Here is a 15,002-nt window from a genome sequence, read left to right as displayed (position 1 = left end):
GGCCGTCTTCCACCGCCGGATGCGGTTCTCGCCGAGTCATGGAATTTGCTGCACGAGGCGACGCCGTTTCCCGTCCGACCAGCGTCGTGCCGCTCTCCGACCCAAGAATGTTGCTGGTGAGTATGGCCAACTCCGACAGGATTTCAAAACGTCCGCTGCTCCCGGCCGCTACGCCAGGACCGGCCTGGACAGTGGCGCCGCGCCGCGCAGAAAACATGTGACACGAGCTGCCCGGTGTGCACGCCGGACTTCGGTGCGCTGAAGACGCGGCCCGAGGTCCATGGCGTGACTGTACCCGGCCCGCCATAGCCGGTGGTCAGGCCCATGTCGGAAACGTCCGGTGCAGCGTCGAACACGGCCGGTCCGGTGCGGACGACGCGGTCACACACCCGCTCGGCGCCAGCCGTCGGCGACCCTGACGGCCTGGATCAGCGTGTCGCATAACTGGCGCAGCTCGGTGGCGCCGGCGCCTTCGTCGACGGCCGTTGCGACGTCCTCGGCCGCGCAGCGCACCTGGTAGACGCGATCGGACAGGTCGGCCGCTTCGTCGGCCGACAGCACCACCGCGTCAGGAGCCAACGCCGACGAGAACTCAGTGCCGTTCCGGTTCAGCAAGGCCCGTTGCTCGTACGCCCGCTGCCGGCACGACTGCCGGCAGTATTGGCGTCGACGGCCCATTCCCACGTCGGTGACGTCTCGACCGCACCAGCGACAAGGTTGCGGGCGGCGGGTACGGCGGCTCACGCCTGCCGACTTTAGTCGGGTTTTCCCGGAGACCCCGGTATCATTGAAGGTCGCGTCGCGTATGCCCGGCTTCGGCTGGGGAACTGCGCAGATGGCCGCAGCGTTTGCTAGATGAAGAGTGCACTGATTGCAGTAAGGGAGCCGAGGAGCTCCGCGAAGACCTGAAGGAGTAGCAGCCATGGCTGATCGCGTACTGAGAGGCAGCCGCCTCGGGGCCGTGAGCTACGAGACGGACCGCAACCACGACCTGGCCCCGCGTCAGCTCGCTAAGTACCGCACCGAGAACGGCGAAGAGTTCGAGGTTCCCTTCGCCGACGACGCCGAAATCCCCGGCACCTGGCTGTGCCGCAACGGCCTGGAAGGCACCCTGATCGAGGGCGACCTGCCCGAGCCGAAGAAGGTGAAGCCGCCGCGGACGCACTGGGACATGCTGCTGGAGCGCCGCTCGGTCGAGGAACTCGAAGAGTTGCTCAAGGAGCGCCTCGAGATCATCAAGACCCGCCGTCGCGGCTGATCCGGCGACTCAGCCGGGCGACTAGCTGGGTTTGTCGGCCCTGCTCGTCCGGGCGCCCGACCGTCGGCCCTCGATACCCCAGCGGGTGACTTTGACCAGGGCCTCGCGGATGTTCGATCCACTCATCTTGGACACGCCGAGTTCGCGCTCGGTGAAGGTGATGGGGACCTCGGCGATGGTGAAGCCGTTGCAAATGGTGCGCCAGGTCAGATCGATCTGGAAGCAGTAGCCCTTGGAGTCGACGCCGTCGAGGTCGATCGCTTCGAGCACTTCGCGGCGGTAGGCGCGGTAGCCGGCGGTGATGTCGTGCACGCCGATGCCGAGCGCCAGCCGGGCATAGGTGTTCGCCGTCCAGGACAACGCCCAGCGCCGCCACGGCCAGTTGCGCACCGTCCCGCCGTCCACATAGCGCGACCCGATGGCCAGATCGGCCCCGGCGTCGACGGCGTCCAGTAGGCGGTGCAGCTGTTCGGGCGCATGGCTGCCGTCGGCGTCCATCTCGACCAGCACCGAATAGTCACGGCTCAATCCCCAGGCGAAGCCCGCCAGGTACGCCGCGCCCAGGCCGTCCTTGGCGGTGCGGTGCATGACGTGCGTGCGGCCCGCGTCGCCGGCCGCCAGCTCCTCGGCGAGCCGGCCGGTGCCGTCCGGGCTGCTGTCGTCCACCACGAGCAGGTGCACGTGCGGGCACGCCTCTTTGAGCCGCCGGTGGATCACCGGGAGGTTCTCCAGCTCGTTGTAGGTGGGGATGATCACCAAGACGCGCTGGCTGGGACGGTTGCCCGAAACCTGGGGCGCCGGCTGGCCGGTGGTCATGTAGCTCCTCTGTGTCGCCCGAATCCGAAGAAGTCGGCCGTCCTGGTCGGACGGAGTGTCATCAGTCGCCGTCGTCTGCCGGCGTGCGGTCCCGGGAGTCGGGCGCAGTGTCTGAGTCGTGCTGGTCGGGCGGGGGTTTGCCCGGGATGGCGCCGGACCCTGTCGATCGACGTGTGGACCGCAGACGTATCGAACGCGGGAACCATCCATTGTGCCGTATCCCGACCAGGATGACCGCTCCGGCCGCCAGGGCCATGGCCCATTGCACCAGCGGTCCCCACCGGGTCGCCGGCGTCAGCCTGGTCTTGAGGCGCACCTGCATGTCCAGATACGCGGGCTGGAAGAAGTCGGTGCGTGCCAGTTCGCCGCCGTCGGGGGCGACCGCGGCGCTGATCCCGGTGGTGCCGGCGACCACCACGTATCTATCGTGTTCGACGGCCCGGACCTTGGCGAACGCCAGCTGCTGCTCACTCATCGTCTTGTTGAAGGTGGCGTTGTTGGCCGGCACGGCCAGCAGTTGGGCACCGTCGAGCACCGCGTGTCGCGGCACCCGGTCGAAGATCACTTCCCAGCAGGTGGCGACGCCCAGGGGCACCCCGGCGATGTGCACCACACCGGATCCCCGGCGGGGCACGAAGCTTCCGGCGCGGTCGGCGTAGCCGGACAGGTGCTTGAACAGCCACGGCATCGGCAGATACTCGCCGAACGGCTGCACGATTTCCTTGTCATGGCGATCGGCCGGGCCGGTGGCCGGATTCCACACGATCATCGTGTTGGTGTAGTTCGAATCCTGCGGTGAACGTCCCGGGACCTCGAGCACGCTGCCGATCAGGATCGGCGCGCCGATGGCCGCCGCAGCCTTGGAGATCTGCAGGGCGGCGTCGCCGTTGACCAGCGGGTCGATGTCCGACGAGTCCTCCGGCCAGATCACGAATTGCGGTTGCGGAGCGGCCCCGGCGCGCACGTCATCGGCCAGCCGCAGAGTCTCCAGGACGTGGTTGTCCAGCACCGCCCGCCGCTGTTCGTTGAACTCGAAGCCCAGCCGCGGCACGTTGCCCTGCACGGCCGCGACCGTGACCGGCGGCTCGCCACCCGACCCGGTACCGGCGTGGCGCACCTGCGGCCAGACGATGAGCGACGCGAAGAGCACCAGGCAGATGCAGACGCCGGGCAGCACCACCGCCGGCGGCGCGGCAGCGGGCTGCGCGGGATCTTCGGCGCCGCTGCCGCCCCCAGCGCGAGGGGCGGGGTGACCGGACTGCCACCACTTCACGATTTCGAGCGCGATGGCCGTCGCGCTGAAGCCCATCATCATGATCGCCATGGACAGCAGCGCCACGCCGCCGAGCTGGACCAGCGGCAGGAACGGACCGTGCGTCTGACCGAAGGCCACCGAGCCCCAGGGAAAGCCGCCGAACGGGACGCTCGACTTGAGCCACTCCTGAGCCGCCCAGATCAGCGCGAACCAGATGGGCCAGCCGGGCAACCGGCGCACGATGACGGCGCACAGGCCGAACAGGGCGGGAAACAACGCCGAGACGGTCGCGAGCGCGATCCATGGGATGGGGCCGACCAGCAGCCCGACCCACGGCAGCAGCGGCAGGTAGAACGCCAGCCCGAATAGGAACGCGTAACCCAGGCCGCCCGCCGGTGTGGTCGCGGGGTGCGTCAGCACCCACGCCAGCAACGCAGCGGCCAGTACGGCGCCCCACCACCAGTTCAGCGACGGAAAGCTGGCGCAGAGCAGGAGGCCGCCCACGATGACGCAACTGAGTCGGGTCAGGCGGGGCAGCATGACGGCCTGGGCACCGGGCAGCCGCGCGATCACCGCGGCCCCCAGTCCGGTCAGCGCACCGCGCGCCGCCGTCCCCAGCCCATCGGCCAGGGTGGGCCCGGAGGGCCGGCGGTCGTCGCCCGTTTCCGATTCCATGGAGCCTTCGTCGCGGTCGCAGGCGTTTGGCTCGGGGTGCACTTCTGCGGGCTGCTCTTCGCGGTCCGATTCGGCCTCGTCGCTGATGGGGTCGGTGTCAGGCCGCCGGGGCGGGTCGTCGTCCACCGCGTCGGCCGCACCGGCGCGGTCGGCGGGCTCGTCGTCGCCCGGCCGGTTCCTAATCATGGATGACAGCGCCCCGATGCACCGTCCGCCGGCACCGCGGGAGGGGGTCGTCCGGGCCCAATCGGGGCAACGCGGGCACCCGGGAACGCGGGTCGGTCGACCAACGCTGGACGGTGTCTTGCGGGGCGTGCACCTCGAGGTCCCCGGCATCCCAGATGGCGTACGAGGCGGGCGCGCCGGGCACCAGGGTGCCCGTCTTGCCGTCGCGGACACCGGCCGCCCGCCAGCCCCCGCGGGTGCCCGCAGCAAACGCGGCCCGCGCCGAGACCCCGCTGCCGGGGGTGCGGTGATTGACCGCCGCCCGCACGCTCAACCACGGGTCGAAGCCCGTGACCGGGGCGTCGGAACCTAGCGCGAGGGGCACGCCTTGGGATGCTAACAGCGCAAAGGGATTGAGCCGACTGCCTCGCCGGGCACCGAGCCGCTGCGCGTACATGCCGTCGGCGCCGCCCCAGAGCGCGTCGAAGTTGGGCTGCACGCTGGCGATGATCCCCCACCGGCCCAGCTTGCCAGCTTGATCGGCGCTGACCATCTCGACGTGCTCAAGCCGGTGTCCGCAGCGCGCGACGGCGACGGGCCCGAGGTCGGCGACGACGCGCTCGAGGGCATCCACCACGGTGGCCACCGCGGCGTCTCCGATGACATGGAATCCGGCGGTTACCTCGGCCCGCGTGCAGGCCAGCAGGTGTGCCTGCACGGCCTCGGGTTCCAGGTAGCAGGTTCCGGTGCGGTCGGGCGCATCCGCGTACGGCTCGTGCAGCCAGGCGGTGCGTGACCCCAGCGCCCCGTCGACGAACAGGTCGCCGGCCAGCCCATGGGCGCCGGTCGCCGCCATCAGTTCTTGTGCCTGGGCGGGGCTGCTGACCGGCTCACCCCAATAACCGACCACCTCGACACCCTGATCGAGGGCGCGCAACTGCAACCACTCGTCGATCCCGCCGATGTCGGGCCCGGCGCATTCGTGCACCGCGACGATGCCGGCCGCCGCGGCCGCCCGCAGAGCCGTGGCGCGGGCTTCGGCGAGCTGTTCGGCCGTCAACAGGTTCCGCGCCGCGGCGCGCACCCGATGGTGTGCGTCCCCGACCAGCGGTCCCTCGGCGCTGTAACCGGTCGCCGCCGGAAGTTCGGCGACCAGCCGCCGCAGGCCCGTCGACGCGAGCGCGGAGTGCACGTCCACGCGGGCCAGGTACGCGGGCCGGTCGGCGACGACGGCATCCAGGTCGGCGGTGCTGGGCGGGCGGTTTTCCGGCCACGACGTTTCGTCCCAGCCATGTCCCCACACCGGCTGGCGGGGATGGGCGGCGGCGTAGTCGGCGACCATCTGCAGGCACTGGGCGCGCGAGGCGGCGCCGCGCAGGTCCAGCCCGCTCAGCGTCAGCCCGGTGGCGGTGAGATGGATGTGGCTGTCGACGAATCCCGGGGTGACGAACCCGCCGTCGAGGTCGTCGACGACAGCATCGGGGAACATGCGACGGCCGACGTCGTCGCCGCCCAGCCATGCCACCACGCCGTCGCGGACGGCCATCGCGGTCGCGTCGGGTTGGGCCGGGCTGTGCACCCGGCCATTGATCAGCAGGGTCACCGGTGCGGAACTAACGGTCACGATCGGTCACGTCCCGCGACGATGCAGGCCGTGCAACGGCCTGAGGAGGAGTGGGACCATCGGTCACGTCCCGCGACGATGCAGGCCGTGCAACGGCCTGAGGAGGAGTGGGACCATCGGTCACAGACCAAAGCTACGTTGAACTGTCCGGGCGGCAATAACGGTCGGCGGGTTCCCGCGTCAGCGTCCGTCGAATGGGTGCGGCCGCGCCGGCGCCTCGACAGCGTGGACATCGATGACCTCACCGTCGATGTAGTCGCCACGGCCGCGGCCGGCATCCGGGTAGTAGCCGCTAGCCGGGCGGGGCTGCGGGCGAAGGGCGTTCGCATAGCCGAGTCCGGGCATCTGGCGCTGCAGTTTGCGCACCGCCAGTGCGGTCAGCCCGGGGCCGACGGCCGACCGCACCGGCGGGATCAACAGCAGCAGGCCCAGCGCGGTGCTGACCAGTCCGGGGACCAGAACCAGCAGCGCGGCCAGGCTGACCAGCGCACCGTCGCCGGCCGCGGAGCGTTGCTCGGCCAGGCCGGAGCGCAGTCGCCCGATCCGGCGGATGAGGTGCGAACCCGCCATCGGGGCGACGAGGCCCCAACCGAGCAAGACGGTCGCCAACAGCACCAGCAGGGTCCAGCCCCATCCAATCGTCGACACCAGTGCGAAGATCACCGCGAGTTCGACGACGGCGTAGATCAATAACAGCCGCGACACCATGCCAGACCAACGTCCGCGGGCCGCACCGAAGTTCCCGTGGTGTTCGGCGGTGCGATTGCAGTTAGATGACGCTATGACGACGATTCAGATCGACACCCCCGACGGACCGATCGATGCGTTACTGAGCACGCCCTCGGGGCACGACCCGTGGCCTGGTGTGGTGGTGATCCACGATGCGATCGGCTACGGACGAGACAAGCAATCGATCAACGACCGCATCGCCGCGGCGGGTTATCTGGCGCTGACCCCGAACTTGTATGCACGCGGTGGCCGCATCCGCTGCATCACGCGCGTCATGAAGGAGCTGCAGACGCAGCGCGGCCGCGCCTTGGACGACATCCTGGCCGCGCGGGACCACCTGAAGGCCATGCCGGAGTGTTCCGGCCAGGTCGGTATCGCGGGCTTCTGCATGGGCGGCCAGTTCGCTCTTGTCATGTCTCCCAGAGGTTTTGGTGCCTCCGCACCGTTCTACGGCGCTCCCCTGCCGCGCAACCTCGACAAGACGCTCGACGGCGCGTGCCCGGTGGTGGCGAGCTTCGGCGGCCGGGACCCGCTGGGGCGGGGGGCGCCCGAAAAGCTGAGCAAGACCATCGCCGCAAAGAACATCACCGCCGATGTGAAGACCTACCCGGGCGTCGGGCACAGCTTCGCCAACGAGCTGCCCGGCCAACCGCTGCTTCGCATCGCGGGTTTCGGCTACGACCGCGACGCCACCGAAGACGCGTGGCGGCGGGTATTCGCGTTCTTCGGCGAGCATCTGGGGACCGGCGCCGCGACGTAGTCGTCAGCGGGTCGAAGTCGCTTCGAATCAGGCCACTTTCAGCTCGAGGCCAACGTTGTTCTGCATGCCGCCGCGCAGCTTGCTGAAGAGGTTGAACACCTTGCCCACGATGCCGTAACGCTTGCCGATCGCGTCGTAGACCGCCGCCGTTTCCGACTTGTCCAGGATGGCCGCGGTCGCCTCGACGGCCTCGCTGGTGGGGCGACCGTTCATGGTGCAGGTGGCCAACGTGACCCGCGGGGTGTTGCGGATTCGCTTGACCTTCCACGACTTTTCCTGCGTGATGACCAGGAGGCGGTCGCCGCGCTGTGTGTCCACGGCCGCCCAGATCGGCGTCGGCTTGGGCCTGCCGTCCTTGGTGAATGTGGTCAGCAGGAGGTACTGGGCCCTGGCGAGGTCGGCGAAAGTCGGCGTCACGGTGTCAACCTACGCCGGGCGGGGGCGGAAGTCAGCCTTCCAGATCGCCCTCGGTTTCCAGCAGCGCCTGCCGCAGCCCGTCCAGGGTCTCCGGGCGCGGCTCCGCCCACATGCCGCGCCGGCCCGCCTCCAGCAGCCGCTCGGCCATGCCGTGCAGCGCCCAGGGATTCGACTCCGACATGAACTTGCGATTCTCGGGGTCCAGCACGTAGCGCTCGGTGAGTTGTTCGTACATCCAATCGGCCATCACCGCAGCGGTGGCGTCGTAGCCGAACAGGTAATCGACGGTCGCCGCCATCTCGAACGCGCCCTTGTATCCGTGCCGGCGCATCGCCGCCATCCAGCGCGGATTGACCACGCGCGCCCGAAACACCCGGGTGGTCTCCTCCGACAGGGTGCGGGTGCGGATGGCGTCGGGGCGGGTGTTGTCGCCGATGTAGGCGGCCGGCGCGCGGCCGGTCAGCGCGCGCACCGCGGCCACCATGCCGCCGTGGTACTGGAAGTAGTCGTCGGAGTCGGCGATGTCGTGTTCGCGGGTGTCGGTGTTCTTGGCGGCCACCGCGATGCGCCGGTACTGGCGGTTCATGTCGTCGACGGCCTCGCGGCCGTCCAGGTCGCGGCCGTAGGCGAAGCCGCCCCACGCGGTGTACACCGCGGCCAGGTCGGCGTCGTCGCGCCAGTTGCGGCTGTCGATCAGCTGCAGCAACCCGGCGCCGTAGGTGCCCGGCTTGGATCCGAAAAGCCTTGTGGTGGAACGTCGTTGATCGCCATGCTGGGCCAGGTCGGCTTGGGCGTGGGCACGCACGTAGTTATCCCCGGCGGGCTCGTCCAGGTCGGCGACCAGCCGCACCGCGTCATCGAGCATGGTCACGACATGCGGGAAGGCGTCGCGGAAAAAGCCGGAGATGCGCACCGTCACGTCGATGCGCGGGCGGCCCAGCTCGGTCAACGGAATCGGTGCCAGCTCGACGACGCGCCGCGACGCGTCGTCCCACACCGGCCGAACGCCCAGCAGGGCAAGGACTTCGGCGATGTCGTCACCGGCGGTGCGCATGGCCGAGGTGCCCCAGACCGACAGCCCGACCGACTGTGGCCAGCGCCCGTGGTCGTCTCGATAGCGGGTGAGCAGCGAATCGGCCAGCGCCACACCGGCTTCCCAGGCCAGACGAGACGGCACCGCCTTGGGGTCGACGGAGTAGAAGTTGCGGCCGGTGGGCAGCACGTTGACCAGGCCGCGCAGCGGTGAGCCCGACGGGCCGGCCGGGATGAAGCGGCCGTTTAGGGCGCGCAGCACCTGCTCGATTTCGGCGGAGGTGCCGGCAAGCCGTGGCACCACTTCGGTGGCCGCGAAGCGCAGCACCGCGGCCACGTCGGCATTGTCGGTGATCCGTTCGGCCGCATCGGCGTCCCAGTCCGTCGCCTGTAGCGCGGCAACGAGCTCGCGGGCCGCGGCCTCGGTTCGATCGACCGCGGTGCGGTCATCGGTGCCGTCCTCGGCCAGGCCGAGGGTCTGCCGCAATCCGGGCAGGGTGCGCTCGCCACCGAACAGTTGGCGTGCCCGCAGGATCGCCAGCACCAGGTCCAGTTCCGCTTCCCCCGTGGGCTTTTGGCCCAGGATGTGCAGGCCGTCGCGGATCTGGACATCCTTGATCTCGCACAGCCAGCCGTCGACGTGCAGCAGCATGTCGTCGAAGGAGTCTTCTTCGGGCCGTTCGGTCAGGCCCAGATCGTGGTCCATCTTCGCGGCCCGCATCAGCGTCCAGATCTGCTGGCGGATGGCGGGCAGCTTGCCGGGATCCAGTGCCGCGACGTTGGCGTGCTCGTCGAGCAGCTGCTCCAAACGTGCGATGTCACCGTAGGATTCGGCGCGGGCCATCGGCGGGATGAGATGGTCGACCAGGACGGCATGCGCGCGCCGCTTGGCCTGGGTGCCCTCGCCGGGGTCGTTGACCAGGAACGGGTAGATCATCGGCAGGTTGCCCAGCGCGGCGTCGGGCCCGCACGCCGCCGACATGCCCAGCGTCTTACCGGGCAACCATTCCAGATTGCCGTGCTTGCCCAGGTGCACCACCGCGTGCGAGCCGAAACCGGTGTCCAGCCAGTGGTAGGCGGCCAGGTAATGGTGGCTGGGCGGCAAATCCGGGTCGTGGTAGATGGACACGGGGTTCTCCCCGAAGCCGCGAGGCGGCTGCACCATCAGCACCAGGTTGTCCGATTGCAGTGCGGCGATCACGATTTCACCGTCGGGGTCGTTGCTGCGGTCCACGAACAGATTCCCCGGCGCCGGGCCCCAATGCTCGGTGACGGCGTCGGTGAATTCGGCGGGCAGGGTGGCGAACCATGCACGGTAGTCCTTGGCGGACACCCGGATCGGGTTGCCGGCCAGCTGGCCTTCGGTGAGCCAATCGGGGTCCTGGCCGCCCCGCTCGATCAGCGCGTGGATCAGGGCGTCGCCGTCATTGGCATCGACGCCGGGCAACTCACCGATCCGGTAGCCGTGCTCGCGCATCGCTTGCAGCAGCGCGACGGCGCTCGCCGGCGTATCCAGGCCGACGGCGTTGCCGATGCGGGCGTGCTTGGTGGGATAGGCCGAGAACACCAGGGCCACCCGCTTGTCCGCCGGTGCGACATGTCGCAGCTGCGCATGGCGTACCGCCAGTCCCGCGACGCGGGCGCAGCGTTCCGCGTCGGCGACATAGGAGATCAGCCCGTCCTCGTCAATTTCCTTGAAGGAGAACGGCACCGTGATGATGCGGCCGTCGAACTCCGGCACCGCAACCTGACTGGCCACGTCGAGCGGGCTCAGGCCGTCATCGTTCTCGCGCCACGAGGAGCGCGCGCTGGTCAGGCACAACCCCTGCAGGATCGGAATGTCCAAGGCGGCAAGGTGTTCGACGTTCCAGCTGTCGTCATCGCCGCCGGCGGACACCGTGGCCGGCTTCAGTCCCCCGGCCGCCAGCACGGTGACCACCATGGCGTCGGCGTCACCCAACCGTTGCAGCAGTTCGGGTTCGGCGGTGCGCAACGACGCGCAGTAGATCGGCATCGGGCGTGCGCCGGCCTCCTCGATGGCCCGACACAGCGACTCGACGTAGCCGGTGTTGCCGGCCAGGTGCTGCGCGCGGTAATACAGCACGGCGATCGTGGGGCCGTCGGCATTTTTGGCGTTCGGTCGCGACAGCTCACCCCATGTCGGCGTCACCACCGGTGGGGTGAACCCGAACCCGGTCATCAGCACCGTGTCCGACAGGAACGCGTGCAGCTGACGCAGGTTGTCGACGCCGCCGTGGGCGAGATAGATGTGTGCCTGCACCGCTATGCCGGCCGACAGCGTGGACAGGCCGGTCAGCTCGGCGTCGGCGGCCTGCTCGCCGCTGACCAATACCGAGGGCACCCCACTGGCGATCACCGCGTCGATACCGCTCTGCCAGGCGCGGTAGCCGCCGAGGATGCGCACCACCACGATGGCGGCATCGGTCAGCAGGTCGGGCAGTTCGGCTTCGGACAGCCGAGACGGGTTGGCCCAGCGATAGTTTTTCCCGCTGGATCGGGCGCTGATCAGGTCCGTATCGGAGGTCGACAGCAGCAGGATGGTCGGCTCAGCCACTTACCATTCGTACCGCAGCGGGCCGCGGCCGCGCTTACTGGGCCGCGCCGCACCGCTCAACCGCCCAGCATCGCCGCGATCCGGTCGGCAACCTGTTGGGCCACGATCCGGGCCGGCCCGTCCTTGGCCGGTTCGTAGCGGTCCGCGACGGCGTCGTAGTCGGCACCCGCGATCGAGCCGTGATCGGCCGCCAGCTCAACCATTTCCACCGGCCAGCCGGCCCGTTTTAGGCGGGCGGCGAAGTCTCTGCTCGCGTCGACGGGGACGACGTCGTCATCGACTCCGTGCAGCAACGTGAACGGTGAACCGACTTCGGCACCGTTCAGAACGTCGGCCGGGGGCGCCCCGAAGATCGGGTCGGGGACCATGAAGGCTCCGGCGAGGCAAACCGTGTGTGCGGGGACGAAGTCGAGCCGCCCCGCGTGCAGCGTGACGCCGGCGGCGGCGGCACCCCCCATCGACCACCCGACGAGCAGGATGCGCTCGGCGTCGGTGGCCAGGTTGCGGACGAACTCCAGCGACGCTAACAGGTCCGCGCGTCCGCCGTCCTCGGCATGGGAGTTCCAGTCGGGCGCGACCACCACCGCGGCGCGACCGGCCAGCATGCCGGCCAGCGGGCCGACGGCCGCGCGGGCGTCGGTTTGCGCCCCGTGCCAGAGCAGGATCGTGGATGGCGCCGGCTCACCGAAGACGTCGGCCAGCCGGCCCGGGGCATACTCCACCGTTCTCACGGGCACCAGGATGCCCATACTGTCGCGTGTTCAATCCTCTCGGGCGCGAGGGCTTGGCGCAGCGCCGTCACGGCCGCCGGTGGCGGCTTGGCCCCAAACTTTCGGTGCGCGAAGCCCATTCCGGTAGCCAGCACTGCGACCGTGGCGGCCGGCGCGACGAAACCGCTTGCTCAAAGCCGCACGCCAAGACGGTTCAACAGCTCCGCGCGGTGCCGCTCGGTGTGGGGGCCGGGGTCACCGGGTGCGCGGCGCGGCTCGTCGATGGCCAGCGTCTGGATGATGCGGCCTTCCTCGAGCACCAGCACGCGATCGGCGAGCGCCACCGCTTCGTCGACGTCGTGCGTGATCAGCAGCACCCCGAAACCGTGCCGGCGCCACAGATCTAGCAACAGTGTGTGCATGGTCAACCGGGTCAGCGCGTCGAGCGCGCCGAACGGTTCGTCGAGCAGCAGCAGTTGCGGTTCGGCGACCAGTGCCCGGGCCAGCGAAACACGTTGCGCCTGACCGCCGGACAGGGTCAGGGGCCACGCGCCGGCGCGGTCGGCCAGCCCGACGTCGGCCAGGGCGCGCTCGGCGCGCTCCCGCACCTGCTGTCGCGGGAGGCGGCTGCGGGTCAGGCCGTAGCCGACGTTGGTGCGCACATCGCGCCACGGAAAAAGGCGCGGCTCCTGGAATGCCAGCGCCGGGGCGCCGGACACCACGCGCTGCCCGCTGTGGTCGCGCGACAGACCGGCCAGCACCCGCAGCACCGTCGATTTGCCCGAGCCGCTGCGTCCGAGCAGTGCGACGATCTCGCCGCGTTTCACGCGCACCGATACGTCGTTGAGCACCAATCGGTTTCCATACCACTTATCGACGTGGCGCAGCTCGCCGGCGACGTCGGTCCGCCCGCGGGTGGCGGCGTCCGATTCAGCGATGAGAGTCAAACCGGAACCTTTCACTGTCGGTAGCGCAGTGTGCGCCGCTCGATGAGTCGGACGATCGCATCGGTGATGATGCCGAGCAGGGCGTAGATGGTCAGCCCGAAGATGATGATGTCGATCCGCAGGAAATCGCGGGCATTGTTGATCAAAAACCCGATCCCCTTGTCGGCGTTGATCTGCTCGGCGACGATCAACGTCAACCACGCGATGGCCAGCGACTGCCGGAGACCGACGAGCACCTGCGGCGCGGTGCTCGGCACGATGATCCGGGCGAACCGCTGAGTAAACGAAAAGCCCAGCACCTGAGCGGTCTCCAGCATCTTAGGGTCGACCTGGCGGATGGCCGAGAAAGTGTTGAGGTAGAGCGGGAAGACCACGCCCAGCGCCACGAGCAACACCTTGGGCAGCTCGCCGATCCCGAACCAGAGGATGAACAGCGGGATCAGCCCCAGGTGCGGCAGCGCCCGGACCATCTGCATGGGCGGGTCCACTGTCGATTCGACCCAACGGGACAGGCCGACCGCCGCGCCCGCCACGATCCCGATGACCCCGCCCAGCAGCAGCCCCTCGACGACGCGGACGGTGGAGATGTGCAGCGCGTCGCCGAGCTGACCGTTGCGGGTCACCTCCACGCCGGCCTCGAGGATCAACGAGGGCGCCGGCAGCACGTCGGCGGGAATGATGCCGATCGCGCTGCCCAGCTGCCACAGCGCCAACAACGCCAGCGGCGACACGACGCGCACGATTTCCCATTTGCGGCGCCCCCACAGCCCGCTCGCCCCGGCGGCCGCGGCGTTGGCCGGCTTGCTCGACGCAGCGTCGAGCGCGGTGGCAATGCTCACTGTGCCGACGCTAAGGCGCCGGCGGGGGTTGGGGTAAGGGTTTGCGTCTGGCTGAAGGCAACCCCGGCCGGCGCGTGGCGCCGGGGCCGTACCGTGGACGGGTGGCCAGGACGCGCGACACCGACGCATGCCCGGGTGCGCTGCAGGTGCACCAGGCCGCCGATGGCGCGTTGGCCCGGGTCCGGCTGCCCGGCGGCGTGATCACGGCCGCCCAACTGGCCGCGCTGGCCGCCGTCTCCACCGCGTCGGGTTCGGGAACGCTCGAGCTGACCGCTCGGGGCAATGTGCAGTTGCGCCGGCTGACGGACGTCACCGCGGTCGGTGAGGCGCTCGCCGCTGCGGGCCTGTTGCCGTCGACGACGCACGAGCGGGTCCGCAATGTCGTGGCCTCACCGCTGTCGGGGCGATCCGGCGGTCACCTCGATGTGCGGCGCTGGGTCGGCGAGCTCGACGCGGCGATCTGCGGCGAGCCCAGGCTCGCCGAGCTGGGCGGTCGATTCTGGTTCGGCCTGGACGACGGGCGCGCCGACGTATCGGGGCTGCGCGCCGACGTCGGCGTGCACGCGTTTCCCGACGGCTGCGCGCTGCTGCTGGCCGGACGCGACACCGGCGTCCGGGTGGCGGCCGATGAGGTGGTCGAGACGCTCGTCGCTCTCGCGATGCGGTTCGTCGATATCCGCGGAACCGCTTGGCGCGTCCAGGAATTGGACGACGTGCGGCTGCTGCTACCCGATGCCGAACCGCGCGCCGCCTCGTTTCCTGCCGTCACCAAGGCGCCGGTGGGCTGGATCGATCAGGATGACGGCCGGGTGACGCTGGGTGCCGCGGTGCCGTTGGGCGTGCTGCCGGCGCGCGTCGCGGAGTACCTCGCGGCGATCGAGGCGCCGCTGGTGATCACGCCGTGGCGCTCGGTGCTGGTGTGTGACCTTTCCGAAGAGGTCGCCGACGTTGCGTTGCGCGTCCTGGCGCCCCTGGGCCTGGTGTTCGACGAGAACTCGCCCTGGCTGACCGTCAGCGCCTGCACCGGCAGCCCCGGCTGCGCGCGCTCGGCCGCCGATGTGCGGGCCGACGCCGCGCGGTCGCTGGATCCCGATTCGACGGTGCACCGTCACTTCGTCGGCTGCGACCGGGCGTGCGGCAGTCCGCTCGCCGGTGAGGTGCTGGTGGCCGGCCCGGAGGGATACCGGCGCCTGTAGCCGG

The 15,002-nt window shown here is 69.8% G+C and carries 11 protein-coding genes and 1 pseudogene; 3 read left to right on the top strand and 9 right to left on the bottom strand.

From position 1 onward, the window contains the following. Positions 1-381: 381 nt before the first annotated feature. Positions 382-744 (bottom strand): hypothetical protein, encoded by a 363-nt coding sequence (locus BST14_RS30560; protein ID WP_083064287.1) that lies wholly within the window; start codon positions 742-744, stop codon positions 382-384. A 178-nt stretch (positions 745-922) separates the two neighbouring features. On the opposite strand from BST14_RS30560, the gene BST14_RS09625 reads away from it, so the two are divergent. Continuing rightward, entirely contained in the window at positions 923-1,258 is a 336-nt protein-coding gene (locus BST14_RS09625) for an RNA polymerase-binding protein RbpA (protein ID WP_007770897.1), read from the top strand. A gap of 21 nt (positions 1,259-1,279) precedes the next feature. Here BST14_RS09625 and lnt read toward each other — a convergent pair. From lnt to BST14_RS09605, 3 genes and pseudogenes are all read right to left on the bottom strand, one after another. Next, positions 1,280-3,869, bottom strand: a pseudogene (lnt, locus tag BST14_RS09615) (apolipoprotein N-acyltransferase). A gap of 313 nt (positions 3,870-4,182) precedes the next feature. Beyond that, complete coding sequence (locus BST14_RS09610; RefSeq protein WP_083064284.1) at positions 4,183-5,772, bottom strand: amidohydrolase; 1,590 nt, start codon at positions 5,770-5,772, stop codon at positions 4,183-4,185. Positions 5,773-5,973: 201 nt separating this feature from the next. Next, positions 5,974-6,501, bottom strand: a complete 528-nt coding sequence (locus BST14_RS09605) for an FxsA family protein (protein WP_083064283.1) — start codon at positions 6,499-6,501, stop codon at positions 5,974-5,976. A gap of 73 nt (positions 6,502-6,574) precedes the next feature. Between BST14_RS09605 and BST14_RS09600 the strand changes: the two genes are divergently transcribed. Then, positions 6,575-7,282: a dienelactone hydrolase family protein gene (locus tag BST14_RS09600; protein ID WP_083064282.1), complete on the top strand. Its 708-nt coding sequence runs from the start codon at positions 6,575-6,577 to the stop codon at positions 7,280-7,282. Positions 7,283-7,309: 27 nt separating this feature from the next. Here BST14_RS09600 and BST14_RS09595 read toward each other — a convergent pair whose 3' ends face one another. From BST14_RS09595 to BST14_RS09575, 5 genes are all read right to left on the bottom strand, one after another. Continuing rightward, on the bottom strand, positions 7,310-7,699 hold the full coding sequence (locus BST14_RS09595) for a PPOX class F420-dependent oxidoreductase (RefSeq protein ID WP_083064281.1): 390 nt from the start codon (positions 7,697-7,699) through the stop codon (positions 7,310-7,312). A 31-nt stretch (positions 7,700-7,730) separates the two neighbouring features. Then, positions 7,731-11,306, bottom strand: a complete 3,576-nt coding sequence (gene cobN / locus BST14_RS09590; protein WP_083064280.1) for a cobaltochelatase subunit CobN — start codon at positions 11,304-11,306, stop codon at positions 7,731-7,733. 56 nt (positions 11,307-11,362) lie between these two features. Beyond that, entirely contained in the window at positions 11,363-12,037 is a 675-nt protein-coding gene (locus BST14_RS09585; protein WP_083064331.1) for an alpha/beta hydrolase, read from the bottom strand. 170 nt (positions 12,038-12,207) lie between these two features. Beyond that, positions 12,208-12,963 carry an ABC transporter ATP-binding protein gene (locus BST14_RS09580; protein ID WP_083064330.1) on the bottom strand — a complete coding sequence of 252 codons (756 nt, stop codon included), beginning with the start codon at positions 12,961-12,963 and terminating at the stop codon, positions 12,208-12,210. Between the two features lie 11 nt (positions 12,964-12,974). Beyond that, positions 12,975-13,802, bottom strand: coding sequence for an ABC transporter permease (locus BST14_RS09575; protein ID WP_083064279.1), 828 nt, complete (start codon positions 13,800-13,802; stop codon positions 12,975-12,977). 101 nt (positions 13,803-13,903) lie between these two features. On the opposite strand from BST14_RS09575, the gene cobG reads away from it, so the two are divergent. Next, positions 13,904-14,998 (top strand): precorrin-3B synthase, encoded by a 1,095-nt coding sequence (cobG, locus tag BST14_RS09570; protein ID WP_083064278.1) that lies wholly within the window; start codon positions 13,904-13,906, stop codon positions 14,996-14,998. Positions 14,999-15,002: the final 4 nt, after the last annotated feature.

Source organism: Mycobacterium arosiense ATCC BAA-1401 = DSM 45069, from assembly GCF_002086125.1.
In the GTDB taxonomy this organism is placed as follows: Bacteria; Actinomycetota; Actinomycetes; order Mycobacteriales; family Mycobacteriaceae; genus Mycobacterium; species Mycobacterium arosiense.
Note: the sequence above shows the minus strand (reverse complement) of the source record. Positions and strands in the feature narration are given on the sequence as shown.

Coding starts and splice junctions, on each gene's coding strand:
- BST14_RS09625 (WP_007770897.1), top strand. CDS start 923: ATGGCTGATCGCGTACTGAGAGGCAGCCGCCTCGGGGCCGTGAGCTAC.
- BST14_RS09605 (WP_083064283.1), bottom strand. CDS start 6,501: ATGGTGTCGCGGCTGTTATTGATCTACGCCGTCGTCGAACTCGCGGTG.
- BST14_RS09600 (WP_083064282.1), top strand. CDS start 6,575: ATGACGACGATTCAGATCGACACCCCCGACGGACCGATCGATGCGTTA.